The organism is Bradyrhizobium manausense, assembly GCF_018131105.1.
In the GTDB taxonomy this organism is placed as follows: Bacteria; Pseudomonadota; Alphaproteobacteria; order Rhizobiales; family Xanthobacteraceae; genus Bradyrhizobium; species Bradyrhizobium manausense_B.
The window spans coordinates 1293082-1318333 of sequence record NZ_JAFCJI010000002.1 but is presented as its reverse complement, the minus strand read 5'-3'; the positions used below and the strand labels follow the sequence as shown (position 1 = coordinate 1318333).

22 protein-coding genes and 1 tRNA gene are annotated in these 25252 nt (G+C 64.9%); 7 read left to right on the top strand and 16 right to left on the bottom strand.

All coding sequences use genetic code 11. The features are described 5' to 3' along the window. The first annotated feature begins 76 nt into the window (after nucleotides 1–76). Nucleotides 77–511 (top strand): hypothetical protein, encoded by a 435-nt coding sequence (locus JQ631_RS26545; protein ID WP_212331348.1) that lies wholly within the window; start codon nucleotides 77–79, stop codon nucleotides 509–511. 50 nt (nucleotides 512–561) lie between these two features. Here JQ631_RS26545 and JQ631_RS26540 read toward each other — a convergent pair whose 3' ends face one another. Next, a complete protein-coding gene (locus JQ631_RS26540) occupies nucleotides 562–1926 on the bottom strand; it encodes an AmpG family muropeptide MFS transporter (protein ID WP_212331346.1) in 1365 nt (454 codons plus the stop codon). Nucleotides 1927–2067: 141 nt separating this feature from the next. Further along, nucleotides 2068–3267 carry a DNA recombination protein RmuC gene (locus JQ631_RS26535; protein ID WP_212331344.1) on the bottom strand — a complete coding sequence of 400 codons (1200 nt, stop codon included), beginning with the start codon at nucleotides 3265–3267 and terminating at the stop codon, nucleotides 2068–2070. A 171-nt stretch (nucleotides 3268–3438) separates the two neighbouring features. On the opposite strand from JQ631_RS26535, the gene def reads away from it, so the two are divergent. The 4 genes from def (at nucleotide 3439) to JQ631_RS26515 (ending at nucleotide 6135) form a co-directional block, all read left to right on the top strand. After that, a complete protein-coding gene (gene def, locus JQ631_RS26530) occupies nucleotides 3439–3963 on the top strand; it encodes a peptide deformylase (RefSeq protein WP_212331342.1) in 525 nt (174 codons plus the stop codon). A gap of 140 nt (nucleotides 3964–4103) precedes the next feature. Further along, a complete protein-coding gene (gene fmt / locus JQ631_RS26525; RefSeq protein ID WP_212331340.1) occupies nucleotides 4104–5039 on the top strand; it encodes a methionyl-tRNA formyltransferase in 936 nt (311 codons plus the stop codon). Then, a complete protein-coding gene (gene truA / locus JQ631_RS26520; RefSeq protein ID WP_212331338.1) occupies nucleotides 5039–5776 on the top strand; it encodes a tRNA pseudouridine(38-40) synthase TruA in 738 nt (245 codons plus the stop codon). The genes fmt and truA overlap by 1 nt, the downstream gene beginning before the upstream one ends. 23 nt (nucleotides 5777–5799) lie before the next feature. Then, nucleotides 5800–6135, top strand: a complete 336-nt coding sequence (locus tag JQ631_RS26515) for a GIY-YIG nuclease family protein (protein WP_212331336.1) — start codon at nucleotides 5800–5802, stop codon at nucleotides 6133–6135. 140 nt (nucleotides 6136–6275) lie between these two features. Here the strand turns inward: JQ631_RS26515 and dapE are convergent, their stop codons facing one another. From dapE to rpmH, 11 genes are all read right to left on the bottom strand, one after another. Next, nucleotides 6276–7442 (bottom strand): succinyl-diaminopimelate desuccinylase, encoded by a 1167-nt coding sequence (gene dapE, locus JQ631_RS26510; protein ID WP_212331322.1) that lies wholly within the window; start codon nucleotides 7440–7442, stop codon nucleotides 6276–6278. Next, nucleotides 7439–8089 carry a DUF805 domain-containing protein gene (locus JQ631_RS26505; RefSeq protein ID WP_212331319.1) on the bottom strand — a complete coding sequence of 217 codons (651 nt, stop codon included), beginning with the start codon at nucleotides 8087–8089 and terminating at the stop codon, nucleotides 7439–7441. The genes dapE and JQ631_RS26505 overlap by 4 nt, the downstream gene beginning before the upstream one ends. 102 nt (nucleotides 8090–8191) lie before the next feature. After that, the gene (dapD, locus tag JQ631_RS26500) at nucleotides 8192–9037 is read right to left on the bottom strand and encodes a 2,3,4,5-tetrahydropyridine-2,6-dicarboxylate N-succinyltransferase (protein ID WP_212331309.1); all 846 of its coding nucleotides are present in this window, start codon (nucleotides 9035–9037) and stop codon (nucleotides 8192–8194) included. A gap of 238 nt (nucleotides 9038–9275) precedes the next feature. Continuing rightward, nucleotides 9276–9965, bottom strand: coding sequence for a pyrimidine 5'-nucleotidase (locus JQ631_RS26495; protein WP_212331308.1), 690 nt, complete (start codon nucleotides 9963–9965; stop codon nucleotides 9276–9278). A 14-nt stretch (nucleotides 9966–9979) separates the two neighbouring features. Further along, entirely contained in the window at nucleotides 9980–11095 is a 1116-nt protein-coding gene (locus tag JQ631_RS26490; protein ID WP_433995527.1) for a DUF1036 domain-containing protein, read from the bottom strand. A 32-nt stretch (nucleotides 11096–11127) separates the two neighbouring features. Beyond that, the gene (gene argB / locus JQ631_RS26485) at nucleotides 11128–12015 is read right to left on the bottom strand and encodes an acetylglutamate kinase (RefSeq protein WP_212331307.1); all 888 of its coding nucleotides are present in this window, start codon (nucleotides 12013–12015) and stop codon (nucleotides 11128–11130) included. Nucleotides 12016–12101: 86 nt separating this feature from the next. Then, a complete protein-coding gene (locus tag JQ631_RS26480) occupies nucleotides 12102–12467 on the bottom strand; it encodes a DUF423 domain-containing protein (protein ID WP_212331306.1) in 366 nt (121 codons plus the stop codon). Next, nucleotides 12467–13120, bottom strand: coding sequence for a ribosome biogenesis GTP-binding protein YihA/YsxC (gene yihA / locus JQ631_RS26475; protein ID WP_212331305.1), 654 nt, complete (start codon nucleotides 13118–13120; stop codon nucleotides 12467–12469). The genes JQ631_RS26480 and yihA overlap by 1 nt, the downstream gene beginning before the upstream one ends. Before the next feature lie 152 nt (nucleotides 13121–13272). Beyond that, complete coding sequence (gene yidC / locus JQ631_RS26470) at nucleotides 13273–15123, bottom strand: membrane protein insertase YidC (protein ID WP_212331304.1); 1851 nt, start codon at nucleotides 15121–15123, stop codon at nucleotides 13273–13275. Between the two features lie 16 nt (nucleotides 15124–15139). Continuing rightward, nucleotides 15140–15541 carry a ribonuclease P protein component gene (rnpA, locus tag JQ631_RS26465; protein ID WP_212331303.1) on the bottom strand — a complete coding sequence of 134 codons (402 nt, stop codon included), beginning with the start codon at nucleotides 15539–15541 and terminating at the stop codon, nucleotides 15140–15142. Between the two features lie 28 nt (nucleotides 15542–15569). Then, complete coding sequence (gene rpmH / locus JQ631_RS26460; RefSeq protein ID WP_008542748.1) at nucleotides 15570–15704, bottom strand: 50S ribosomal protein L34; 135 nt, start codon at nucleotides 15702–15704, stop codon at nucleotides 15570–15572. 363 nt (nucleotides 15705–16067) lie between these two features. On the opposite strand from rpmH, the gene JQ631_RS26455 reads away from it, so the two are divergent. Beyond that, entirely contained in the window at nucleotides 16068–17591 is a 1524-nt protein-coding gene (locus JQ631_RS26455; protein WP_212331302.1) for a sensor histidine kinase, read from the top strand. A 228-nt stretch (nucleotides 17592–17819) separates the two neighbouring features. Beyond that, a tRNA-Arg gene (locus JQ631_RS26450) sits at nucleotides 17820–17896 on the top strand. A gap of 12 nt (nucleotides 17897–17908) precedes the next feature. Here the strand turns inward: JQ631_RS26450 and JQ631_RS26445 are convergent. The 3 genes from JQ631_RS26445 to JQ631_RS26435 form a co-directional block, all read right to left on the bottom strand. Beyond that, nucleotides 17909–18850 (bottom strand): sensor domain-containing diguanylate cyclase, encoded by a 942-nt coding sequence (locus JQ631_RS26445; RefSeq protein ID WP_212331300.1) that lies wholly within the window; start codon nucleotides 18848–18850, stop codon nucleotides 17909–17911. A gap of 115 nt (nucleotides 18851–18965) precedes the next feature. Continuing rightward, nucleotides 18966–22070: an efflux RND transporter permease subunit gene (locus JQ631_RS26440; protein WP_212331298.1), complete on the bottom strand. Its 3105-nt coding sequence runs from the start codon at nucleotides 22068–22070 to the stop codon at nucleotides 18966–18968. Beyond that, complete coding sequence (locus tag JQ631_RS26435; protein ID WP_212331296.1) at nucleotides 22067–25249, bottom strand: efflux RND transporter permease subunit; 3183 nt, start codon at nucleotides 25247–25249, stop codon at nucleotides 22067–22069. Before JQ631_RS26435 ends, JQ631_RS26440 begins: the two co-directional genes overlap by 4 nt. Nucleotides 25250–25252 lie beyond the last annotated feature (3 nt).

The following is a 25252-nucleotide window of genomic DNA, read 5'->3' as shown; positions in this document are numbered from 1 at the left end:
AGCGAAGTGGATACCGGTTCGCGTGAAGAAACGCGTCAAAACAAGAATCTTCATCCAGACTTACGGAACGGACGATATGACGAAACTTTTCGCCACACGCCTGGCTTTGGTCGCGACGATGCTGCTGGTCGTGACACCAGCCGTCTCCGCGCAACAGGACGACGAAGCCGCGCAGGCCTCGAAGCCCGGCAAGCCGATCAGCACCGGCGAGGTGCTTTCGGGCGAGCTGAACGCCATGAAGATTCGCGACGTCAAGAACGCCGGCAAGCGGATTGCGATGTACCAGATCACCTCCGAGCCGCGGCGCCTGCCGGCGCCGAGCGGGCTGTGCGATCTCGAGACCGGGCCTGAGACCTTCCAGCTCGTCACCTCCAGCGACGCGCAGGCCACGCAGCTGAAATCGTTCGTCGGCAAGGAGATCTCGGTGAAGGTCGGCGAGATCGCCTGCGCCAGCGATCCCGGCCAGATGAGCGAAGCCGTGATCACGAAGTGGAGCTTGGTAAGGAAGTAGGGCAGTAGGCACTGCTCTCTCCTCGCAGTGACGAGGAGAGAGGCGGAGCCCTAAACCCTTATTGGCCCCAACGTGTCAAAATGCCCGCGCTTCTGCAGCCAGGTCAGCAGCACCAGGCTCGGGATCGCCACCAGCACGCAGATCACGAAGAACAGCGGCCAGCCGGTGGCATCCGCCACGAAGCCTGCTCCCGACGAGAGATAGGTCCGCCCCACCGCGGCGAGCGCGGTGAGCAGCGCGTATTGCGTCGCCGTGTGCAGCGGGTTCTGGCATAGCGCCGAGAGGTAGGCGACGAAGATCACGGTGCCGACGGCGCTGGTGAAATTCTCCGCGCAGATCGCGAGCGCCAGCGCCCATTGATTGGTGCCGACCACAGCGAGCCAGGAGAAGGTGAGGTTGGCCAGCGCCTGCACCGCGCCGCCGATCCAGAGCGAGGTCGCGAGCGAATAACGCCGCGCGACAAACCCGCCGGCAAAGCCGCCGATCAGGGTAGCCGCGAGCCCGACGCCCTTCACGATCGCCGCATAGTCGTTGCGGGTGAAGCCGAGGTCGATCACGAACGGCGCGGTCATCGTGCCGGAGAACGCATCGGTGAATTTGAACAGCACGACGAAGGCGAGTGCCGCAATCGCATCTTTCCGCGACAGGAATTCCGAGAAGGCGCCGATCGCCGCGTGCAGCACGCGGGTGAATGCCGTCTCGGTTTGCGTCGCAGCTTCCGCCCGTACCGATTGCTCGGGCTCGGTTGCAACCAGTGCTGTGATGGTTCCGATCAGCACCATCGCCGCCATCACCACATAGCCCCACATCCAGGCCGAATTGCGCGTGATGCCGGTGCTCTCAAAGCCGGAGACGATGAACAGCGCGCCCGCAGTCGAGACCAGCATGCCGATGCGATAGGCCGCGACATAGGCCGCCATGCCGGCAGCCTGCTCGCTCTCGGGAAGGCTCTCGACGCGGAAGGCGTCGACCACGATGTCCTGCGTCGAGGACGTCGTGGCGACCAGAAGTGCGCCCAACGCGACATAGAACGGCGAACGCGCCGGATCGGTCATCGCCAGCAGCAGGATCGCGACGATCAGCAATATCTGCGAGAACAGCAGCCAGCCGCGCCGCCGTCCGAAGGCGCGGGTGAACAGTGGCACATGCAGCGCATCCACCAGTGGAGCCCACAAAAATTTCAGTGTGTAGGGCGTGCCGACCAGCGCAAACAGCCCGATGGTCTTGAGATCGACGCCAGCCTCGCGCATCCACACCAGCAGCGTCGAGCCCGACAGCGCCAGCGGCAGCCCCGAGGAAAAGCCGAGGAACAACACGATCAGCACCCGCGGTTGCAGGTAGACAGCGAGGCTATCGCGCCAGGAAGTCGCAGGCGCGGAGGTCGCGGCGGAAGAGGTCGCGTCGGGTGCGGTCATGGGGAGGTGTTAGCAGATTCTGGGGGCGCTGCCTCGGCCACAAAACTCGTCATGCCCGGGCTTGTCCCGGGCATCCACGTTCTTGCTGCCGTCGAAAAGGCCGTGGATGGCCGGGACAAGCCCGGCCATGACGACTGAGAATCACTCCCCCGCCTGGAGCTTCCTTGGAAACAGCTCCGGCGCTCCCGCCACCAGCCGTGGGCCCTCGGCCGGCGCGTCCGTCTTGCTGAAATCGAGTTCCTCGATTCTTCCTGCACGCTTCTCGATCTTGTCGGCGGAGATCAGGATCTGGCGGACGTCCTCGTTGGCGTCGGCAAAGTGCTTCTGCAATTTCAGCACGCGGTCGCGCAGGCGGCCCAGATCGTCGCCGAGCTTGATCACTTCGGTCTGGATCTGGTCGGCGGCATCGCGCATGCGCGCGTCCTTCATGATTTGCTGCATCACCTGGATGGCGAGCATCAGCAGCGAGGGCGACACCAGCACGACCTTGGCGCGATAGGCCTTCTGGATCACGTCGTCGAAGCCGTCATGGATTTCGGCGTAGACCGATTCCGACGGCACGAACATCAGTGCCATCTCCTGGGTCTCGCCGGTGACGAGGTATTTTTCGGCGATGTCGCCGACATGCTTCATCACGTCGCCGCGCAGCCGCTGCGTGGCGACGCGCTTCTCCTCGTCGGTGCGAGCGTCATGCAGCGCGGTCATTGCTTCCAGCGGAAACTTCGCGTCGATGCAGAGCGGGCGCTGGTCGGGCAGGAACACGACACAGTCGGGCCGCTTGCCGGTCGAGAGCGTGAACTGGAATTCGTAAGCACCCTTCGGCAGGCCGTCCTGGACGATCGCCTCCATCCGCGCTTGGCCAAAGGCGCCGCGCGACTGCTTGTTGGCGAGCACGTCGCGCAGCGTCGTCACCTGCGTGGTGAGGTCGGTGAGGTTCTTGTGCGCGCTGTCGATGATGCCGAGGCGCTCATGCAGGGCACGCAGGCTTTCCATGGTGTTGCGGGTCGAGTGTTCCATGGACTGGCCGACCCGGTGGGTCACCGAATCCAGCCGCTCGTTGACCGCCCGCGCCATCTCGGCCTGGCGCCCCGCCAGGGCCTGGGTCATGGCGTCGGCGCGTCCGGCGGCCTCGCTCTGGGCGTGCAGCACCTGGGCGAGGCGCTCCTCGAGCTCGTCGGCCCGGATCGCATGCGCCATCGCGAGTTCCGCGCCGCGCCGCCCGGATCGGGCAATCACGACGGCAATCAACACCAGCAGGATGAGGACGAGGGCGCCGAAGCCGATCAGCGCATCGATCGCGCGCACCGGCCAGTCGCCCAGCATGAAAATGATCTCGTTCATGCCCGTCCTTCTAGCCGATTCGCGGGCCGGCGCGAACGAAGAGGGAACGGCGTCGGTTAACCGCCCCCTAATTTTTATGGTTAACCAAAGCTGAAGTTTTATGGTTAGCGGATCGTTAACGCGTTCCAGGCCGCATTGACCGCTTGTCGCGCGCGGCTTAAATCGCCCGCCATGGCCCTCAGAGAAATCATCATCCTGCCCGACAAGCAGCTGCGTCTGGTCTCCAAGCCGATCGAGAAGGTCACGCCGGAGATCCGCAAGCTTGCCGACGACATGTTCGAGACCATGTACGACGCGCCCGGCATCGGCCTCGCTGCGATCCAGATCGCGCAGCCGCTGCGGCTGATCACCATGGATCTCGCCAAGCCCGACCAGGACGGCGAGACCAGGCAGGAACCCCGCGTCTTCATCAATCCCGAGATCATCGCCACCTCCGAGGACCTGTCGGTCTACGAGGAGGGCTGTCTGTCGATCCCCGAATATTACGAGGAGGTCGAACGTCCCGCGAAGGTGCGCGTGCGCTTTACCGATCTGGACGGCAAGGTGCACGAGGAGGACGCCGAAGGCCTCTACGCCACCTGCATCCAGCACGAGATCGACCATCTCAACGGCGTGCTGTTCGTCGACTATCTGTCGAAGCTCAAGCGCGACCGCGTGATCAAGAAGTTCGAGAAAGCCGCCAAGCGCGCGGAGTAGGCCGAGTCCTCCGCCGTCATGCCCGGCCTTGTGCCGGGCATCCACGTTCTTTGCCGCCGCGAGCACGAAGAACGTGGATGGCCGGGACAAGCCCGGCCATGACGAGTACTCTTGTTCGCCTCCGAGGATTGCCGCGTCACATGCCCCTCCGCCTGATCTTCATGGGCACGCCCGATTTCTCCGTGCCGACGCTGCTCGAGCTGGTCGCGCACGGCCACGAGATCGTGGCCGTCTACACCCGCGCGCCGAAGCCGGGCGGGCGGCGCGGGCTGCAGATGCAGCCGACCCCGGTCGAGGAAGCTGCGCGAAAGCTCGGCGTGCCTGTGCTGACGCCGAAGACGTTGAAGACCGCGGAAGCGCTCGCCGAATTCAGCGCGTTCGAGGCCGATGCCGCCGTCGTCGTTGCCTATGGCATGATCCTGCCGCAGGCGGTCCTCGATGCGCCGATACTCGGCTGCTACAATCTGCATGCTTCGCTGCTGCCGCGCTGGCGCGGCGCGGCCCCCATCAACCGCGCGATCATGGCGGGTGATGCCGAGAGCGGCGTGATGGTGATGAAGATGGATGTCGGCCTCGACACCGGCGACGTCGCCATGGCCGAACGCCTGGCGATCTCCGACAACATGACCGCGGTCGATCTGCACGATCGGCTGTCTCGGCTCGGCGCCGACCTGATGGTGCGCGCGATGGCGGCGCTGGATCGCGGCGGGCTTCAGCTCAAGAAGCAGGGCGAGGACGGCGTCACCTATGCCGCCAAGATCGACAAGGCCGAGGCGCGGATCGACTGGAGCAAGCCAGCCCACGCGGTGCTGCGCCACATCCACGGCCTGTCGCCGTTTCCCGGCGCCTGGGCGGAGCTTGACGGCGTCAGCGAGAATGCACGCGTCAAGATCCTGCGTTGCGAGCTCGCGAAGGGCGCCGGCGTGCCAGGCGAGGTGCTCGACAATCAACTCACGATCGCCTGCGGCGAGGGCGCGATCCGCATTCTCGAATTGCAGCGCGAAGGCAAGGCGCGGATGCAGGCTACCGACTTCCTGCGCGGCGTGAAGGTCGAGCCGCCGATGCGGCTCACCTGATGCCCCGCTACAAGCTCACCATCGAATATGACGGCGCGCCGTTTTTCGGCTGGCAGGTGCAGGAGACGCTGCCGTCGGTGCAGGGCGCGCTGGAAGCGGCGGTGAAGGCGATGACCGGCGCGGATGCGCGGGTGCATGGTGCGGGCCGCACCGATGCCGGCGTGCACGCACGCGGCCAGGTCGCCCATGTCGATATCGACAAGCAGTTTCCGCAGGGCCGTTTTCGCGATGGTCTCAACGCGCATCTGCGCCCGCATCCGGTGGCGGTGCTCGAAGCCGAGATCGTCCCTGACACGTTCGAGGCGCGTTTCTCGGCGATCAAGCGCCACTACCGCTATCGCGTCGTCAACACCCGCGCCAACCTCGCGCTCGACATCGGCCATGCCTGGCGCGTGCCGCGCCGGCTCGATGCTGATGCGATGCATGCAGCCGCGCAGCGCCTGCTCGGCAAGCACGATTTCACGACCTTTCGCGACACCGAGTGCCAGGCTAAGTCGCCGGAGAAGACGCTCGACCAGCTCGACGTGCTGCGCGACGGCCGTGAGATCATCATCGTCACCTCGGCGCGCTCGTTCCTGCACAGCCAGGTGCGCTCGATGGTGGGCTCGCTGGTCTGGGTCGGCGAAGGCCGCTGGACCGCGGACGATCTCTCCGCAGCACTTGCAGCGCGCAACCGCGCCGCCTGCGGCATCGTCGCGCCGCCAGATGGGCTGTATCTGATGCAGGTGGATTATTAGCGCCCGATGTCGCCCGTGGCGTCATGGCCGGGCTTGTCCCGGCCATCCACGTGGTTCAACATGCCATCATGCATGGTGGATGGGTCTACATCCTGGCAAGTGCGGCCAACGGCATTTTATATGTCGGTGTGACCAGCGACATTATCCGCCGCATCTATGAGCATCGAAACGGGCTCGTGCCCGGCTTCACCAAGAAGTACGGCGTCAAGCTGCTCGTCTATTTCGAGCGCTATGAAGACATCCAGACCGCAATTCAGCGGGAGCACAATATCAAGCACTGGTCGCGGACCTGGAAGATCAGGCTGATCCTCAAGGACAATCCCGACTGGAAGGATCTCTACGACACGATTGTCCAGTAAGGTGGCCGGGCTCTTGCCACATCGTCATGGCCGGGCTTGTCCCGGCCATCCGCGATCTTTTCTTGTCAGTGGCAGCCAAGAACGTGGATGCCCGGGACAAGCCCGGGCATGACGGCGGAGATTTTGGTGACGATAAGCACTCACCCAAAATACCGCGTCAGAATCCCGCGATACACTTTGGTCAGCTTCTCCAGATCGACCACCGGCACGCGTTCGTTGACCTGATGCATCGTCTGCCCGACGAGCCCGAACTCGATCACCGGGCAATAGCTCGAGATGAAGCGCGCGTCCGACGTGCCGCCTGAGGTGGACAGCTCCGGCTTGCGGCCCGTGATTTCTTCGATCGCGGAGACCGCGAGGTCGGTGAACGGGCCGGGCTTGGTCACGAACACGTTGGAGTTCGACGGCTCCCAGACGATGCGGGCCTTGATACGGTTGCCGCAAGCCTTTGCCAGCCGCGTCTCGACCAGCTCGCGCAGACTCGCCTGCGTGTGGTTGTCGTTGTAGCGGATGTTGAACTTGGCGCGGGCCTCGCCCGGAATGACGTTGTTGGCCTTGTTGCCGACGTCGACCGAGGTGAATTCGAGATTGGAGGCCTGGAATTGCGCGCTGCCATGGTCGAGCGGCTCGTCGGAGATCGCTACGATCAATCGCGAAATATCCGGCACCGGATTGGCGGCGCGATGCGGATAGGCGACGTGACCCTGCACGCCGTCGACAAAAAGCGTGCCGGACTGCGAACCGCGGCGGCCGACCTTGATCATATCGCCGAGCGTTTCGACGTTGGAGGGCTCGCCGAGCACGCAATGATCGAACGTCTCGCCGCGCTCCGCGGCCCATTTCAGCAGCTTGATGGTGCCATTGATCGAGACGTCTTCCTCGTCGCCCGTGATCAGGAACGAGATCGAGCCACTTCCGTCCGCGCGCGGCTTGCCGTCGTTCGCGGCGAGATGCTCCAGCACTGCCGCAACCGAGCAGGCGATGCCGCCCTTCATGTCGACAGCGCCGCGGCCGTGCAGGAAGCCGTCCTTCACCTCGCCGGAGAACGCGCCGACGCTCCACGCGCTCTCGTCTCCGGGCGGCACCACGTCGGTATGGCCGGCGAACGTGATGTGCGGCCCTTCGGTGCCGATCCGCGCATAGAGGTTGTCGACGTCGGCAATGCCTTCCTCGCTGAAGGTCACGCGGTGACAGGTGAAACCGGCAGCGTTGAGTACATTTTCAAGCACGCCCAGTGCACCGGCATCTTCAGGAGTTACCGAGGGGCAGCGGATGAGGTCGCGGGCAATCGAGAGGGCATCGGTCATGAGCCCCGCTTAACATGCATGCCGCCGGGTGGGCTAGCGCTGGGCGGGACAAATTCGATCTCGCTGCTCTGGTCCCAGCTTTTCGCAGGGGAGGACGCGGATGTGGATGCGTCCTCGATTTCGGTCAGCGGATCCGCGCCGAACCGGTTGGCGCCCGACGTGCCGCGCAAAAGGAACATCTCGACGATGCCCCAGACCCACAGCGCGTGGATGGCCCAGTCGAATGGCACAAACCAGCTGGCCTCGGGAAGCCAGTCCCAGACATAGAACAGCACCCTGGGGACGAAGAAAAACGGCACGATCCACCAGCCGCTCCGGTCGCGATCGTGCAGCCGCTTGGTCGCTGTCGCGAGGTAAATCCACAAGAACAGCGCCGCGGCGGAGGCATTCAGAACCAGGATCGTGCGATCGCCGGACGCTCCCAAACGGTAGGTCCGGGGATCAAGGACTTTGAAGACGTTGCCGAGACCGAAGTCGAAATCGAGATCCAGGGAGAATTTCAACGCGCCCGTGGCGCTGACGAGGTGGATGACCTGACTGATCACGCCGAGCAGGGCCACCAACACTGCGACGATCAGCAGCGCCTGCCACAGCAGGGCGCGGTTGATGCGGCCGTCGAAGCGGAAGAGGTACCAGGTCCAGTCCATGCGCAAGGCTCCGGGCGGAAGTGGCCGCCCGGAGATTGGTCGCGATGGAGAGAGAGGGGGTTCGATCGTCGCCGGGACGACCTTGAGGCAGTGCGCTTTAACTCAATCCCGCAGCAGCTCGTTGATGCTGGTCTTGGACCGGGTGCGCTCGTCGACGCGCTTGACGATCACGGCGCAGGCGGTGCTCGGCCCGATCTGGCCGTTCTTCATGGGCTTGCCGGGCAGGGCGCCGGGCACCACCACCGAATATTCAGGGACTTCGCCCATGAAGATCTCGCCGGTCTCGCGGTCGACGACCTTGGTCGAGGCGCCCAGGAACACGCCCATCGCCAGTACCGCGCCCTTGCGCACGATGACGCCCTCGGCGACCTCACTGCGCGCACCGATGAAGCAATCGTCCTCGATGATCACGGGCTCGGCCTGCAGCGGCTCGAGCACGCCACCGATGCCGGCGCCGCCAGAGATGTGCACGCGCTTGCCGATCTGCGCGCAGGAGCCGACGGTGGCCCAGGTGTCGACCATGGTGCTCTCATCGACGTAGGCGCCGAGATTGACGAAGGACGGCATCAGCACGACGTTCTTGGCGATGAAAGCCGAGCGGCGCACGACCGCGCCCGGCACCGCGCGAAACCCGGCGTCGCGAAAGCGGTTCGGACCCCAGCCTTCGAACTTCGAGGGCACCTTGTCCCACCAGTTCGCCTGGCCCGGGCCGCCGGGAATGACGTCCATGTCGTTGAGACGGAAGGACAGCAGCACGGCCTTCTTCAGCCACTGATTGACCTTCCACTTGCCGTCGGCGCCGCGCTCGGCGACACGCGCCTCGCCCTTGTCCAGAATCTCCAGCGACTGGTTGACGGCGTCGCGGACCTCGCCCTTGGTCGAGGTCGAGACGCCGTCCCGCGCGTCGAAGGCGCTGTTGATGGTGGCTTCCAGGGCGGACAGGGACATCGGGATTTCCTCTTCGGATCAGGGAATTTTGATGGATTGGCCGCTTTTTCGGGATTTGGAGAGGGAGAGTCAAGGCTCCCCGGTCCTCCTCCACCGTCGTCCTGGACAAGCGCGGCGAAGCGCCGATCCAGGACCCATTACCACGGGAGCAGTTTTGTGAAGACACGCGGTTATCAGCCGCCTGCCACAACCTCTCCCGGGGTTATGGGTCCTGGCTTTCGCCAGGACGACAGCAATTTTACCGCGACAACCGCACCAAAAACCCCGCCAGGTCATCCGTGACGTGGTCGACATGGGCCGCATCGCGGCCCTCCAGTTCCCAGTCCTCGCGCACCACGTCCTTGGTCCCGTCTGGCACCACCAGCACCGTGGTCATGCCGAGTTCGTGCGGGACGGTGAGGTTGCGGGCGAGATCCTCGAACATGGCCGATCTGGTCGGGTCGACCGCATGCAGATCGAGGAATTTCCGGTAGGTCTGCGCCGCCGGCTTGGGCTCGAAGTCTGCGGCGATGATGTCGAACACGCCGTCGAAATGGCTGGCGAGGCCAAGCCGCGCCAGCACCGCATCGACATGATCGACCGAACCATTGGTCAGGATCAGTTTCCGTCCGGATAGCTTTGCGATGGCCTCGCCCAGCGCCGCATTCGGCTCCAGCGGCGAATGGTCGATCTTGTGCACGTAAGCAAGATAATCGTCGGCGCGCACGCCGTGCAGGGTCATCATGCCGCGCATGGTGGTGCCGAAGCGCTGGTAATAGTCCTTCTGGATCTTGCGCGCTTCCTCCGGGCCGACGTTCAGCCAGTTGCACACGAATTCCCCGATCCGCGCATCGACCTGCTGCCAGAGATTGACGTGATGCGGGTAGAGCGTGTTGTCGAGGTCGAACACCCAGGTGTCGACGTGGCTGAAGTCGCGGGGGGATTTCATCACAACTCTCTCAATCACGGCATCGCGAATCGCAGCGTCTTGCCGCCGCTCGACATATCCACCGCACCAAACCCCGTCGCCGCAAATCCGCGCGCGCCGCAATCGGTCTGCTCGTTGGTCTCGAACTTGGTCTCGCGCGTGCAGAGTTGCCTGTCGCCGCCCCAGTTCAGCGGCTTGTCCTTCAGCTTGATGGCGCGGTTGTCGCTGTCGACGGCTTCCGCGAAGCTGAAGATCTGCCTGGGCTGGCCGGTCACGTCAGGATGCAGGCAGGTCTTGGGATCGATGCGATACCAGCCGCGGCTGGTGACGGATTTGCCGTCGTCGGTCGCGACCGCTGCCATCACCTTGTGCGGCGTGTCGTTGCACCAGGTCAGGCCGCTCGGGGACGGCGTCTGCGCCGCGTCGACCATGGTCTTGAAGAAGTTTGGCGAGCCGACCAATTCGGACGACAGTCCGCGGCTCTTCAGGAACGCGGCGAGCGCGGCCTGCGTCTTCGGTCCGTCGACGCCGTCGATCGCACCGACATCGTAGCCTGCGATCACCAGCAGCCGCTGGATGCCGGCGAGCCGTGCCTGCTCGTCGTCATATTCGGAATCCTCGGCGAGGTAGGCGACGAGATTGCCGTCATCGCCTTGCGTCGGCGTGATCTGGGTGAAGGCGGCCTGGGTCTGGCCGCTGCGGCACTGGCGCGCGGCGGCGATGACAAAATTGTCCTGCGCCACGCACAGCATGTCGCTGCCGTTCTGCGGGATTGGCGAGGCGCCATAGACGCCGAGCGCGCGAGCGTTGAGCAGGATGCGGTCGGCGGTGAGCGTGCCCTGCACCACCACGCGGCAGGTGGCGGGATCGATCCTGAACCAGCCCCGCGTCGCGGTCGCTGCCTTGTCGTCGATGCCGATCGCGGCCTCGACCACATAGGACATGCGATTGCAGATCTTCAGGTCAGCAAGGGCCGGGGCGGAGGAGAAGAACAACGAGACGGCGGCCGCCGGCAGCGTCATCAGCAGACGCGTCAGTGGCGAACGGTGATGTCGCAGCTGTCTCAACTCGTCATGGCCGGGCTTGTCCCGGCCATCCACGTAGGGCCGCGCAGACGGAGAGGCGTGGATGCCCGGGTCAAGCCCGGGCATGACGACCTTCTTCCGTTGCTCGCGCTCGCCCATCACTTGTGGATCAGCGTTCCCGTGCCCGTGTTGGTGAAGAGCTCGAGCAGCACCGCATGCTGCATCTTGCCGTCGATGATGACGACGCCCTCGACGCCCTGCTCCAGCGCGTAGATGCAGGTCTCGACCTTCGGGATCATGCCGCCGGAAATGGTGCCGTCGGCGATCAGTTTTCGCGCGTCCTTCACCGAGAGCTGCGGGATCAGCTTCTTCGATTTGTCGAGCACACCAGGCACGTCGGTGAGCAGCAACAGGCGCTTGGCCTTCAGCGCCCCGGCAACCGCGCCTGCAAATGTGTCGGCGTTGATGTTCAGCGTCTGGCCTTCCTTCGATGTCGCGAGCGGCGCCAGCACCGGGATCAGCTCATAGCCGATCAGCTGGTTGAGCAGGGTGAGATCGACCTTCTCGGGGTCGCCGACGAAGCCGAGATCGATTGCCTTCTCGATGTTCGAGTTCGGATCGATGATGGTGCGCGTCGTCTTCGACGCCTTCACCATGTTGCCGTCCTTGCCGGAGAGACCCACGGCCTTGCCGCCGGCTTCGTTGATGTAGCCGACGATCTGCTTGTTGACGGAGCCGGCCAGCACCATCTCGACGATCTCGATGGTCGCGGCGTCGGTGATGCGCAGGCCGGCTGCGAATTCCGAGACGATGCCGAGGCGCTTGAGCATGGTCGCGATCTGCGGCCCGCCGCCATGCACGACCACCGGATTGATCGCGGTCTGCTCGAGCAGCACGATGTCGCGGGCAAAGTTCTTCGCGGCCTCCTCGTCGCCCATGGCATGGCCGCCATATTTGATGACGATGGTTTCCTCGTCGTACTGCTGCATGTGCGGCAGCGCTTCGGACAGGATGCGGGCCTGGTCGAGCGGGGAGATTTCGGTCATGAGGCGGATCTCGCTGGCGGGACTAACGCGGCCAGCGTTCTATCTGATTGGCGGGCGAGGCGCAAAGTGTGGCTGGCATGCCGCCGCTACGGATCAGCGCGCGGCACGACCGCCGCGAGCGTCACCGCCAGCCAGCTCAGGATCATCGTCGTTCCGCCCGTCGGCGCCGCCATCGGAAACAGCGAGTGCCCGGCATATTGCCGCAAGGTGAGGTCGGCCGCGAACAGCGCGGCGCCGATCACGAAGCCGCATGCAGCGACCAGCCCTATTCCGCCGTGCAGAAGGCCGCGGGCGAGCAGGGCGAGGCAGGCCAATATGGCAGTTGCATGAAACAGCAGCATGGCGCTGGCGGAGGCAAGCCGGCCGGCGTCAGCGCCGTGGGCGGCAGCGGCGGCCAGCGCGACGCCGGCGGCGCCCATCAAGCCGGCAAGCGCAATCAGCACGCGCGCCATCACTTGGTCCGTTCCTCCAGCAGCCTTGCCATCGCGGCGCGCAGCTCCGCCATGCCGGTCGCGCTGCGCGACGAGGTCGCGAGCACGTTCGGGAACGCCGCGGGATGCTTGGCGAGCGCAGCCTCGGTTTCGGCGATCCGCGATTGAAGCTCGGAGGCCTTGACCTGATCGGCCTTGGTCAGCACGACCTGGTAGCTGACGGCGGAGCGGTCGAGCGTCTTGAGCACCTCGAGATCGACGTCCTTCAGCCCGTGCCGTGCGTCGATCAGCACATAGACGCGCGCGAGCGAGGCGCGGCCCAGCAGGAATGTGTGGATCAGCTCGGTCCAGGACGCGACCTGGCTTTTCGGCGCCTTGGCGTAGCCGTAGCCGGGCATGTCGACGAGGCGCAAATCGGTCTTGCCGGGGACCTCGAAGAAGATCAGCTCCTGGGTGCGGCCCGGCGTATGCGAGGTGCGCGCCAGCGCGTTGCGCCCCGTGAGCGCGTTGATCAGGCTCGACTTGCCGACATTGGAGCGGCCGGCAAAGGCGATCTCGAGCCCCGCCATCGGCGGCAGCGTCTCGATCGAGGGCGAAGCCCAGATGAACTGCCAGTCGCGGGCGAACAGCTTTCTCCCGGTCTCGATCAGCTTCGCATCTTTGTCGTCGGTCATGCGAAGGCCTCACCCCTCGTCATGGCCGGGCTTGTCCCGGCCATCCACGTCTTACTGCTGAACTCGCTTCCAAAACGTGGATGCCCGGGACAAGCCCGGGCATGACGACTTGGAAACATTGTGCCTCACGGAAGCGGGCACTGTCGGAAAAACTACGTCGCCTTCCGCGCGAACGTCGCCTTGAGATTGTCGAACAGCTCCACCTTCACGCCGTTGCGGCGCATGATGAAGCTCTGCTGGAGCACGGAGAGCGTGTTGTTCCAGGCCCAGTAGATCACGAGGCCCGCCGGGAAGCCCGCCAGCATGAAGGTGAAGATCAGCGGCATCCAGTTGAAGATGATCTGCTGCGTCGGATCCGGCGGCGTCGGGTTCAGCTTCATCTGGAACCACATCGTGATGCCCATGATGAGGGGCCAGATGCCGAGGTGCAGATAATGCCCGAACATCGGCAGCGCGGTCGGATCGTAGTGCAGCAGCCCGAACAGCGTGAACAGGTTGGTCGGATCGGGTGAGGAGAGATCCTTGATCCAGCCGAAGAACGGCGCGTGCCGCATTTCGATGGTGACGAACAGCACCTTGTACAGCGAGAAGAACACCGGGATCTGGATCACCACGGGAAGACAGCCGGCGACCGGATTGATCTTCTCCTTCTTGTAGATCTCCATCATCTCCTGCTGCTGCTTCACCTTGTCGTCAGGGTAGCGCTCTTTCAGCGCCTGAAGCTGCGGCTGGACCGACTTCATCTTCGCCATCGAGGCGTAGGACTTGTTCGCCAGCGGGAAGAACAGCAGCTTGACGATCACGGTCACGAGCAGGATCGAGATGCCGAAATTGCCGAAGAAGCGGTAGAAGAAGTCGAGGCCGAGGAACATCGGCTTGGTGATGAAGTAGAACCAGCCCCAGTCGATCAAGAGATCGAAATGGTTGAGGCCGAGCGCCTTGTTGTAGCCGCCGAGGCCCGCGAACGGGAACACGCCGACGGTGCCGGCTTCCTTGGCACCCGCGAACAGCCGCGCATTTGCGGTCGCGCTGCCGCCGATCGCGACGGTGACGGGATCGAGCAGGTAGTCGGTCTGGTAGGTGTGGACATTTCCGGTGAGGTTCGAGGAGAACCGCGCCTGAAGCTGCGCACTGGTGTCGGGCAGCAGCGCCGAGGCCCAGTACTTGTCGGTCATGCCGAGCCAGCCGTTGGTGGCCTTGAAGCTGACCGACTTTGCTTCGTCGATCTTCTTGTAGGCGTATTCCTGCAGGCCATCGAGATAGCCGATCAGGCCTTCATGCAGGATGTAATAGCCGGAGACCTGCGGCGTGCCGTGGCGCGAGATCAGCGCGAACGGATAGAGCGTCACCGGCGCGTTGCCGACATTGCTCACGTCGTCCTTGATGCTGAAGAGATAGTGGTCGTCGACCGAGATGGTGCGGCGGAAGGTGAGGCCTTCGCCGTTATCCCACTTCAGCACGACGGGCGTCGTCGGGGTCAGGCTGCCGCTGCCGTCCTGCTGCCAGACGGTCTGGGCATCAGGCATCTTCGAGGTCACGCCCGTCGCCGCCACCCAGCCGAACTCGGCGTAATAGGGCTCTGCCGTGCCGGAGGGCGAATAGAGAATGATCGGCGGCGACTGCGGGTCGACGGTCTCGCGGAATTGCAGCAGTGCGAGGTCGTCGATGCGGCCGCCCTTCAGCGAAATGCTGCCGGCGAGGCGCGGCGTATCGATCTTCACGCGGGGGCTGGCGGCAATCGCGGTGTCGCGGGCCACGACCGGCTGGGCCTGCTGGTTCGCGCCGGGCGCGGCGTTCGGCGTCGTCGTGCTGCCGGCCTGCGGCGTGGTGCCCGGCGTCGCGGACGTCGTCGCCTGTGGGGTGTTCTTCTTCTGGAGCTCGGCCTGCGTCTGCTGCTGGGCGCGCTGCTTCTCCATTGCCGGCACGTTGTAGAAGTATTGCCAGGCGATCAGCACCAGGCCGGACAGAATGACGGCGAGGATGGTATTGCGATTGTCGGTCATCACTATGGTCTCGTCATCAATTCGGTTTGCGGCTGGTCGCGGGAGCGGGGCCCGGCCTTGGGCCGTCGGTTTTCGGGCCGCGTCCCGCGTGCGTATGCCGCGCGGGCTTCGCGAACGCTATGCGCAGATCGTCGAGCATGGTCGTGAAGTCGCGCGACAGCGCGTCCCTGCGGCCGACCAGCACGTAATCATGATGGGGTAGCATCGATACCGGATCGAGCCGCTTCACCAATTCGCGAAGCCGGCGCCGGATGCGATTGCGCTCGGGGGCGTTGCCGTTCTTTTTGGTAACGGTGAAGCCGATCCGGATCGGGCCAAAGTCGTCGCGGCGGCGGCTTTGCAGGACGAACGCGGGACTGTTCGCCCGCGCGCCATTGGCAACGGCGAGGAAATCCGCTCGCTGCCTCAGCCGATCCATGATGAAATCCCGGAAAAGGGGGTCCGGCTCAGGCGCTCAGACGCTTGCGGCCGCGGGCGCGGCGAGCGGCGAGGACCTTGCGGCCGCCGGCAGTGGCGAGACGAGCACGGAAACCGTGACGGCGCTTGCGCACCAGTTTGCTGGGTTGATAAGTCCGCTTCACGGGTTTTTCTCCGCTGACCGGGCAATTTGCCTGTAGAATTGATGGTAAAGTCCGGAAGATGCGGCCCCAAATGAGCCATTTCCGGCCCCGGAAGAGCCGCTCCCGGTGGCGTACCGGGTTCATCGCGGACAATTTGCGCGGCTTATAAGCGAGCGTCTTGTTTTCGTCAACGCCGCAGGACACCACAGTTCCCGTGAATATCGCTGTTTCCTTGGGGTTTTTAACCCTTGAGGTGGCAGATAGCGGTATCAGCGCTTACATCCGACCTCGGCAGATTAGCGATCCGTAATTTGACCATCCCCAGGGGCGGGTCGCATCCTCCATCCGTCGAGCTCTATCAGAAGGCCAGCAGGGGCGAGATTCGTGGTAGCGACAGACCTCCAGCAGCCGAGCCAGGATTTGGATCGAGATCCGGATCCGGATCGGCCGGCGGACCAGCCGGCGACGCGGTCCCGCGGGCCGGACGGGCTTGGCCTGTCCGGAAAGCTGCTGTTGCTGACCGTCCCCCTGGTGATGATCGCGGCCGTGCTGCTCTATGTCCCGGCCATCGCGAACTTCTGGGTCAACCGGCTCAACGACCGCGTTGCCGCCGCCAACACGGCGGCACTGGTGCTCGATGCGGCGCCACTCGGCATGGTGCCGGATTCGCTGTCGCGGCAGATCCTGAAAAGCATCAATGCGCGTGCGGTGGCGATCAAGATGGGCCAGCAGCGCCGCCTGCTCGCCAGCGACAATCTGCCTGCCACGATCGAGCACGACATCGACCTGCGCGACATGACGGCATGGGAAGCGATCACCGGCTCGTTCCGGATGATGCTGGAGACCGGCAACCAGCCGATCCGCATCGTCGGCCCGGGCGTCGGCAATGCCCAGTTCATCGAGATCGTGACCGACGATCTGCCGCTGCGGCAGTCGATGTACCGCTTCTCCCGTAACGTTGTGGTGGTTGCGCTGATCATCGGCGTTTTGACCGCGGGCCTCGTCTATCTCGCGCTCCATTATCTGTTCGTGCGGCCGATGCGGCGGCTGACCGCGAGTCTGGTCGGCTTCCACGAAAACCCCGAAAGCTCGGCGCGGATCATCGTGCCGAGCCAGCGCAGCGACGAAATCGGCGTCGCCGAGCGCGAATTGTCGGACATGCAGCGCGACCTGATGTCGATGCTGAATCAGAAGAGCCGGCTCGCAGCGCTTGGCCTTGCCGTCTCCAAGATCAATCATGATCTGCGCAATCTGCTGGCCTCGGCGCAGCTGCTGTCGGATCAGCTCGCCAGCGTGCCCGATCCGCGCGTGCAGCGTTTCGCGCCAAAGCTCGTGCGCTCGCTCGAGCGCGCCATCGCCTTCTGCCAGTCGACGCTGTCCTACGGCCGTGCCCAGGAGGCTGCGCCGGACCGTCGCATGATGATGATCGAGCCCGTCGTTCTCGAGGTGCGCGAGACCGCGGGCCTTGCCAACGACGTCTCGATCGCCTGGGTCGCCGCGATCGAGCGCGGGCTCGCGGTCGATGCCGATCCCGACCAGCTGTTCCGTGTGCTGCTCAATCTGGTGCGCAATGCCGCCCAGGCGCTGGAGAGCCACGCCTCCGGCGACGGCGGCCCGCAGCAGATCCGGATCACCGGCAAACGCGAAGGCGGCGTCGCCATCCTGGAGGTCTCCGATACCGGCCCCGGCGTGCCTCAGAAGACCCGGGAGCATCTGTTCGAGGCGTTCCAGACCTCCGGCCGCCCCGGCGGCAGCGGGCTCGGCCTCGCGATCGCCGCCGAGCTGGTCCGCGCCCATGGCGGCGACATCCATCTGGTCGAAGGCACCATCGGTGCCACCTTCCGGATCGTCATCCCCGACCGCCCCGTGGAACTCCTCTCCATCCGCAACGAGCGGCAGCGGGCGTAAGGCTCGGCCAAAGACCGACAGTCTCTCGTCATTCCGGGACGGCCCAAGGGGCCGGGCCCGGAATCCATAATTCTGGCTGGCGGTTATGGATTCCGGGCTCGCGAAAAATACCGCCATCCCGGACCTTGCCAACAGGGGCAAGAGCGGATAGTCAGAGCGCTCTTTCGCACCCCTCCGGCGCTGTCCGGAGGCTGCGTGCGGGCCTAGCCCGCATGATCAGCGAAAAACGCGCCCGTAGCTCAGCTGGATAGAGCATCAGACTACGAATCTGAGGGTCGGACGTTCGAATCGTTCCGGGCGCGCCATTCCAACCTGCTCTAGGCTGCCAGGTTGCGCTTTTCATCCCCGATCAGATGGACCCGGTTGCGGCCGGCGGCCTTTGCGTCATAGAGCGCAATATCGGCCTCCGCGAACAATTCGACGATCCGCCGGCGATGCGGGCGGCCAACCAGGGCGGCTCCGATCGAGGCGCTGACTTCGAGGCGAAGACCGTTCCAGAACAGCGGGCGGCTCAACATCTTGACGGTCTGCTGCAGCACGCGTGCGATCCGCGCAGGGTCCGTCGGCGCGCGCAGGATAATCGCGAATTCGTCGCCACCGAGCCGGCCGACCAGGCCGGCATTGTGGAACGCCCGCCGCAAACGCTGCGCGACCTCGCACAGGCATGCGTCGCCAGCCAGATGGCCGAACGTATCGTTGAGCTCCTTGAAGCCGTCGAGATCGATCAGAACGAGCGCCGACGCGAAGCCATGATTCAGGCTGTCGTTGATCACCTCGCGATAGCCGGCCTGAAAAACGGAACGATTGGCCAGCCCCGTCAATGGATCGGTCTCGGCTTGCTGCCGCAGGTTCTCTATTGCTTGCCGGTCGGAAGTGATGTCCTGCTTGGAGCCGAAGATCCGCAGCGGTCGTCCGCCCTCTCGCACTGCGTTGATCGAGAGGCGCATCCAGCGCTTTTCGCCGCGCCAGGTTCTGATCTCGGTGTCGAGCGTAACAGGGCAACCGGTCCGGATGACCTCGGCGCGTGCGAGTTCCATGCTGCGCCGGGATTCGTCGATGTAGAGATCGACGATGTTGGCGCGCCGCAGCGGGTTGCCCGCTGGATAGCCGAAGATGTCGTAGACGCCTTGAGTCCAGCTCAGGCGCTCCGTCTCGAGTTCACACTCCCAGGCGCCGATGCGGGCGGCATTGAGGGCCTGATCATAGAGTCGTACGCGAACCTCATCCGGCAAAGTCGAGGTAGCATGGTCTTCTCTCATCGACGATCCGGCAGCATGTCGCGATTTTGCCCAAGTCCTTAAAGGCTAGGGCTGCTGCGTTAACGAACTCTATATGCCCGCGTGCATGCGGCAAATGATGGCGGCCACGATCACGTCAGGCCCGGCCTCGCGACGGCGCCTCCGCGGCACCGCGGGCAGCGCGCGTCCGTTCCGCGGCCACCTTCTTCCGCCGCCGCAGCCTGTCGAGGATCAAATACATCGCCGGCGTCGAGTAGAGCGTGAACAGCTGCGCCACGACGAGGCCGCCCATGATGGTGATGCCGAGCGGCTGGCGGATCTCGAAGCCGGGGCCGGTGCCGAAGGCGATCGGGACGGCGCTGAGGAATGCGGCCAGCATCGTCATGGTGATCGGCCGCGCCCGCAGCCGTGCCGCGAGCAGGATGGCCTCGCGGGGATCGAGGCCGCGATGCCGCTCCGCATCGAGGGCGTAGTCCACCATCATGATGGCGTTCTTCATCACCATGCCGACCAGCAGGATGCAGGCGATCGTGGTCACCAGCGTGAACTGCGTTCCCGTCGCCCACAGCGCCACCAGCGCGCCGAACGCGGTCGGCGGCAAGGTCGAGAGAATGGTCAGCGGATGGACATAGCTCTCGTAGAGCATGCCGAGCGCGATGTAGATCGCGATCAGGGCCGCCGCGAACAGCGCGGCCTGCTTGACGATCGACTTGTCCGCTTCCTTGGCCTCGCCGCGGAATTCCGCCTTGATGTCATCAGGGAGTTTTGCCGCGGCTTCTTCCTTGCGGATCGAGGCAATCGCGTCGCCGATCGAGGTGCCGGGCTTGATGTCGAACGAAATCGTCGCGGCCGGAAACTGCGCGCTGTGACGGACCCACATCGCCGCGTGCGCGCGCTGCGGCCGGGTCAAGGCGGTGAGCGGCACCGCTTTGCCGCTGGCGCTGGGCACGTAGATCTGGCTCATGGAGTCGGGGCCGGTTGCCGCCTGCGGCTCGACCTCGAAGATCACGCGCGAATAATTGGTCGGAAGGAACAGCAGATTGACCTGGCGCTGGCCAAAGGCGTCGTTGAGCGTGTTGTCGACCGCCACAGGCGTGACGCCGAGCATCGCGGCGCGCAGGCGGTCGATGGTCAGGCCGGCCTGGAGGCCTCCGGTCTCCCAGCTCGCGATGACGTCGATAATCTCAGGAATGCCGCGGACGCGGCGGATCATGTTTTCCGCAGCGCGCATCACCTGTTCCTCGTCGATACCCCAGAGCGTATACTGATAGCGCGAACCGCCGGACTGAACGCCGAGATTGAGATCCTGCAGCGGCACGAAGAAGACCCGGACGCCGTCGATCCTGTTCATGCGCTGGCGCAATCGCGCGATCACCTGCTGGATCGACAGCTTTCGTATTTCGGGCGGCTTCAGCGCGACCAGCATCTGCCCGACGCTGAGCGCGTTGCCATTGCCCTCGCCGATGAAGGACGTCAGACCTGAGATCGCGGGGTCCTCGAGGATCACTGCGCCGACGGCGCGCTGCCGGTCCTCCATGGACAGGAACGAGATGTTCGAGGGGGCAATGGTTCGCACGAACATCACGCCGGTGTCCTGGGTCGGCATGAAACCCTTCGGCAGTTGCAGATAGAGCCAGATGCTGGCGCCCGTCAGCGCGGTGATCATCAAGGCGGTGAGGAAGCGGCGGCGCAGCGTCCAGTCGAGGCTGCGGGTATAAAACGTGCGGCGTCCGGGATCCGCTTCGGGGTTGTGCAGCCGCTGCCGGCCGCGATCGAGCAGATGCCCGCACATCATCGGCGTCAGCGTCAGCGAGATCGCCGCCGAAGACACGATGGCGACAACCAGCGTCACGCCGAACTCGCGGAAATAGCGCCCGACGACGTCGGGCATGAACAGGATCGGGATCAGCGCCGCGATCAGGGCGACGGTGATGGCGACGACCGTGAACGCCATCTGGCGGGCGCCATTGATGGCGGCCTGCAGTGCCGGCTCGCCCTCGGACATCCGGCGGATGATGTTCTCGATCATGACGATGGCGTCGTCCACCACGAAGCCGGCGGCGATGGTCAGCGCCATCAGCGACAGATTGTCCAGGCTGAAGCCGCAGAGGCTCATCACGAACAGGGTCGCGGCCAGCGAGACGGGGATCGTGACGCTCGGGATCACGGTGGCCCAGAACCGCCTGAGGAACAGCGCGATGACGAGCACGACGAGCACCGAGGCGATCACGAGCGTGAGCTTGACGTCGTTCACCGCAGCGCGGATCAGCGTGGTGCGGTCATAGACCGTATGCAGCTTGATGCCGGGCGGCAGCCAGAGCTGGATCTCCGGCAGCTCGGCCTTGATCGCATCGACGGTCTCGACGATGTTGGCGTCTGACTGCTTGTAGACGAACAGGACGATGCCGCGCTCGGTGCCGTACCAGCCGGCGAGGCGGTTGTTGATGACGCTGTCGGTCACATCAGCGACGTCGCCGAGCCTGACCGGGGCGCCGTTGCGCCAGGCCAGCACGATGTCGCGATATTCGGAGGCCTGGAGCAGCTGGTCGTTGGCTTCGATGGTGAGGCGCTGGCCGTCGACCGAGACTGCGCCCTTCGGCAGGTTCTGCGATGCGTTGAGGACGGCGACGCGCGCAGATTCTAGCGACAGGTTCATGGCGGCGAGGCGCCCCGGAGACACCTGGATGCGCACCGCGCTTCGCTCGGCGCCGCTGACGATGATCCGCGCCACGCCCGGCAGTTGCGACAGCTTCGGCGAGATCACGCCGTCGGCGAGGCTGTAGACCTCGCCTGGTGTGAACACGTCGCTGGTCAGCGCGAGCGCGACGACCGCGGGGCCCGCCGGGTTGGCCTTCCAATAGGTCGGCGGCCACGGTCCCTTCGGCAGGTTGGGCCCGGCCGAGTTGATCGCGGCCTGGACCGCGCCGGCGGCGGCATCGAGATCGACGGAGAGCTCGAACTGCACCGTGATGCTGGTGCCGCCCATGGCGCTGAAGGAGGTGATTTCCGTCACGCCCGGAATCAGCGCGAGCGTTGTCTCGAGCGGCTGCGCCAGCGCGTTCGCCACGGTCGCCGGGCTCGCGCCGGGAAATGGCGCGAAGATCCCGATGGTGGGTCGCTCCACCGCCGGGAGCGAGGCGATCGGCAGACGGAAATAGGCGACGCAGCCGAGCAGGAACACGCCGATCATCAGCAGCGTCGTCGCCACCGGTCGCAGCACGAATTGTGCGGTGATGCTCACGAGATCGGCCGTTCCGCTCGAGGGAGCGCCACATCATCTGCGGATGCCGATCGCCATCCGAACCGGGTGCGCAGCGAGGCGAACGCCAGATAGACGACGGGGGTCGTATAGAGCGTGAGCACCTGGGAGACGATCAGGCCGCCCACGATGGCGATGCCGAGCGGCTGGCGCAGCTCCGAGCCGGTGCCGGCACCGATCGCAAGCGGCAATGCGCCGAACAGCGCCGCCATCGTCGTCATCATGATCGGGCGGAAGCGAAGGATGCAGGCCTGCCTGATGGCGTCGAACGAGGAGGCGCCGTCCTCGCGTTCGGCGGCGAGCGCGAAGTCCACCATCATGATGGCGTTCTTCTTGACGATGCCGATGAGGAGGATGATGCCGATCAGCGAGATCAGATTGAGATCCTGCCGGTACAGCATCAGCGCCAGCAGCGCCCCGATGCCCGCCGACGGCAAGGTCGACAGGATCGTGATCGGATGAATGTAGCTCTCATAGAGCATGCCGAGGATCAGATAGACCGTCACGATCGCAGCGAGCAGCAGCCACTTCTCGTCCGCAAGCGAATTGGCGAACTCCGCCGCCGTGCCGATCAGCCTGGTCGTGACCGCTTCAGGCAATCCGATCTCGCGCTCGGTCTGGCGCAGCGCCTCCGTCGCGTGGCTCAGCGACACACCCTCGGCGAGATTGAACGAGATCGTCGTGGCCGGGAAAAGGCCCTGGTGCGAGATCAGCAGTGGCGCATGTTGCCGCTCGATCCGCGCGAAGGCCGACAGCGGCACCGGCGCTGAAGCCTTGCTGAAGGCGCCGCTGAAGCCGCTGGTCTGCTGGTCGATGCTGCTGGCCTGGGCCGCTGCGGCGGTGAGGTAGATCTTGCCCAGGATATCAGGATCGTTGCGCAGGGCCGGATCGACCTCGATGATCACGTGATACTGGGTCAGCGGGCCGAACACGGTTGCGATCTGGCGCTGCCCGAAAGCGTCATAGAGCGTCTGGTCGATCGTGTTCAGGCTGACGCCGTAACTCGCCGCGAGCTGGCGGTCGATGGTAACAGACATCTGCAGGCCTTCGTCCTGGCGGTCGTCGGCGACGTCGGCGAGCTCCGGCCGCTTGCGCAGCGCCTCGACCAGGCGCCGGCTCCAGAGCCGAAGCTCGTCCTCGTCGAGATCCTGCAGCGCATACTGATATTGCGTTCGTGCGACGCGCGATTCGATCTGGAGATCCTGCGCCGGCTGCAGATGCAGCGTGATACCGTGAACGCCCTCGACCGCGTGTTGCAGCCGCGCCATCACGGCCGCGGCGGACGATTTCCGCGCATCGGGACTGCCGATATCGATATAGAGCCGGCCGCTGTTCAGCGTCGTGTTGATGGAGCCGATGCCGACGAAGCTGCCGACGGTGACGACGTCGCCATCGCGCGCGATGACGGCCGCGAGCTGCTGCTGCCGCTCCGCCATCGCCGCAAAGGAGATGTCCTGGGCCGCATCGGTCGTGCCGATCAGCAGGCCCGTGTCCTGCAGGGGCAGAAAGCCCTTGGGGATCGCTACGTAGAACATCCCGGTGGCGACCAGAGTGAGCACGGTGAAGACCAGCGTGAGGTTGCGGTGCTTCAGCACCCAGTCGAGCCCCCACAGATAGAAACTCGCGGAGGCGTCGAAGCCGCGCTCGCTGAGGCGGAACAAAAAGCCGTGCTGCGCATCGGGGTCCTCGCGTTGCAACAGCTGCGCGCACATCATCGGCGTCAGCGTCAGCGAGACGAGGCCGGAGATCACGACGGCAAAGGACAGCGTGATCGCGAATTCCCGGAACAGCCGGCCGACCACGCCGCCCATCAGCAGCAGCGGGATGAATACCGCGATCAGCGACACCGTCAGCGAGACGATGGTGAAGCCGATCTGCCGCGCGCCCTTCAGGGCGGCTTGAAGCGGATCCTCGCCGTCCTCGACATAGCGCGCGATGTTCTCGATCATCACGATGGCGTCGTCGACGACGAATCCGGAAGCAATGGTCAGCGCCATCAGCGACAGATTGTCGAGGCTGAAGCCGCACAGCGCCATGGCGCCGAAGGTGGCGACCAGCGAGACCGGCAGCGTGACGCTCGGGATCACGGTCGCCCACAGCTTGCGCAGGAAGATGAAGATCACCAGCACGACCAGCGCCACCGTCAGCACCAGCGTGAACTGCACGTCGTGGATCGCAGCCCGGATCGTCGTGGTGCGGTCGCTGACGACGGAGATCTTCAGCGCCGCGGGGAGCGAATCCTGGAGTTTCGGCAAAATGCTCTTGATGGCATTGACGACCTCGATTGTGTTGGCGCCGGGCTGGCGCTGGATGTCCAGCAGCACGGCGCGTTCGCCCTGGAACCACGCCGCCTGCTCGGCATCCTCGATGCCGTCGATGGCGGTGCCGACATCGCGCAGCAGCACCGGCGCACCGTTGCGATAGGCGATCACCGCATCGCGATAGGCCTCCGCGGTGAAAAGCTGGTCGTTGGTGTCGACGTGAAACGCCTGCCGGGGACCGTCCAGTGATCCCTTCGGGTTGTCGGCGGTGGTGGCGGCGATGCCGCGACGAACGTCGTCGAGCGACATTCCGAGCCCGGCGAGCCGGGTCGGGTTCATCTGCAGACGCACCGCCCGGGTCTGTCCGCCCTCGATGCTGACCGCGCCGACGCCTGAGATCTGCGACAGCTTCGGCACCAGGATGGTCGCGGCGTGATCGTTGGCCTCGTGCAGCGGCATCGTCTTCGAGGTCAACGCGAGGATCAGCACCGGCGTATCGGCTGGATTGACCATGCGATAGGTCGGCGGGCTCGGCAGTTGCTCGACGGGGATCCAGCCGGCGGACGCATTGATCCGCGCCTGCACGTCTTGAGCTGCCGCGTCGATCTTGCGCGAGAGATCGAATTGCAGCGTGATCTGGCTGTAGCCGTAGGAGCTGGTCGAGCTCATGTCGGTCAGCCCGGAGATCGTGCCGAAGTAATGCTCCAGCGGCGCGGTGATCGAGGTTGCGACGACGGTGGCGGAGGCGCCGGGATAGCGCGTCACCACCTGGATGGTGGGGAAGTCGACATTCGGCAGCGGCGCGATGGGGAGTTCACGATAGCCGAGCATGCCCAGCAGCACGACCGCGACAATCATCAGCGTCGTTGCGATCGGCCGGAGGATGAAGGGCGCGGACATGGC

Excerpts from the sequence above, each read along its gene's own strand:
- JQ631_RS26545 (WP_212331348.1), top strand. The coding sequence starts at position 77 with ATGACGAAACTTTTCGCCACACGCCTGGCTTTGGTCGCGACGATGCTG.
- JQ631_RS26540 (WP_212331346.1), bottom strand. The coding sequence starts at position 1,926 with ATGACCGCACCCGACGCGACCTCTTCCGCCGCGACCTCCGCGCCTGCG.
- JQ631_RS26535 (WP_212331344.1), bottom strand. The coding sequence starts at position 3,267 with ATGAACGAGATCATTTTCATGCTGGGCGACTGGCCGGTGCGCGCGATC.
- def (WP_212331342.1), top strand. The coding sequence starts at position 3,439 with ATGGCCCTCAGAGAAATCATCATCCTGCCCGACAAGCAGCTGCGTCTG.
- fmt (WP_212331340.1), top strand. The coding sequence starts at position 4,104 with ATGCCCCTCCGCCTGATCTTCATGGGCACGCCCGATTTCTCCGTGCCG.
- truA (WP_212331338.1), top strand. The coding sequence starts at position 5,039 with ATGCCCCGCTACAAGCTCACCATCGAATATGACGGCGCGCCGTTTTTC.
- JQ631_RS26515 (WP_212331336.1), top strand. The coding sequence starts at position 5,800 with ATGGCCGGGCTTGTCCCGGCCATCCACGTGGTTCAACATGCCATCATG.
- dapE (WP_212331322.1), bottom strand. The coding sequence starts at position 7,442 with ATGACCGATGCCCTCTCGATTGCCCGCGACCTCATCCGCTGCCCCTCG.
- JQ631_RS26505 (WP_212331319.1), bottom strand. The coding sequence starts at position 8,089 with ATGGACTGGACCTGGTACCTCTTCCGCTTCGACGGCCGCATCAACCGC.
- dapD (WP_212331309.1), bottom strand. The coding sequence starts at position 9,037 with ATGTCCCTGTCCGCCCTGGAAGCCACCATCAACAGCGCCTTCGACGCG.
- JQ631_RS26495 (WP_212331308.1), bottom strand. The coding sequence starts at position 9,965 with ATGAAATCCCCCCGCGACTTCAGCCACGTCGACACCTGGGTGTTCGAC.
- JQ631_RS26490 (WP_433995527.1), bottom strand. The coding sequence starts at position 11,095 with ATGCCCGGGCTTGACCCGGGCATCCACGCCTCTCCGTCTGCGCGGCCC.
- argB (WP_212331307.1), bottom strand. The coding sequence starts at position 12,015 with ATGACCGAAATCTCCCCGCTCGACCAGGCCCGCATCCTGTCCGAAGCG.
- JQ631_RS26480 (WP_212331306.1), bottom strand. The coding sequence starts at position 12,467 with ATGGCGCGCGTGCTGATTGCGCTTGCCGGCTTGATGGGCGCCGCCGGC.
- yihA (WP_212331305.1), bottom strand. The coding sequence starts at position 13,120 with ATGACCGACGACAAAGATGCGAAGCTGATCGAGACCGGGAGAAAGCTG.
- yidC (WP_212331304.1), bottom strand. The coding sequence starts at position 15,123 with ATGACCGACAATCGCAATACCATCCTCGCCGTCATTCTGTCCGGCCTG.
- rnpA (WP_212331303.1), bottom strand. The coding sequence starts at position 15,541 with ATGGATCGGCTGAGGCAGCGAGCGGATTTCCTCGCCGTTGCCAATGGC.
- JQ631_RS26445 (WP_212331300.1), bottom strand. The coding sequence starts at position 18,850 with ATGAGAGAAGACCATGCTACCTCGACTTTGCCGGATGAGGTTCGCGTA.
- JQ631_RS26435 (WP_212331296.1), bottom strand. The coding sequence starts at position 25,249 with ATGTCCGCGCCCTTCATCCTCCGGCCGATCGCAACGACGCTGATGATT.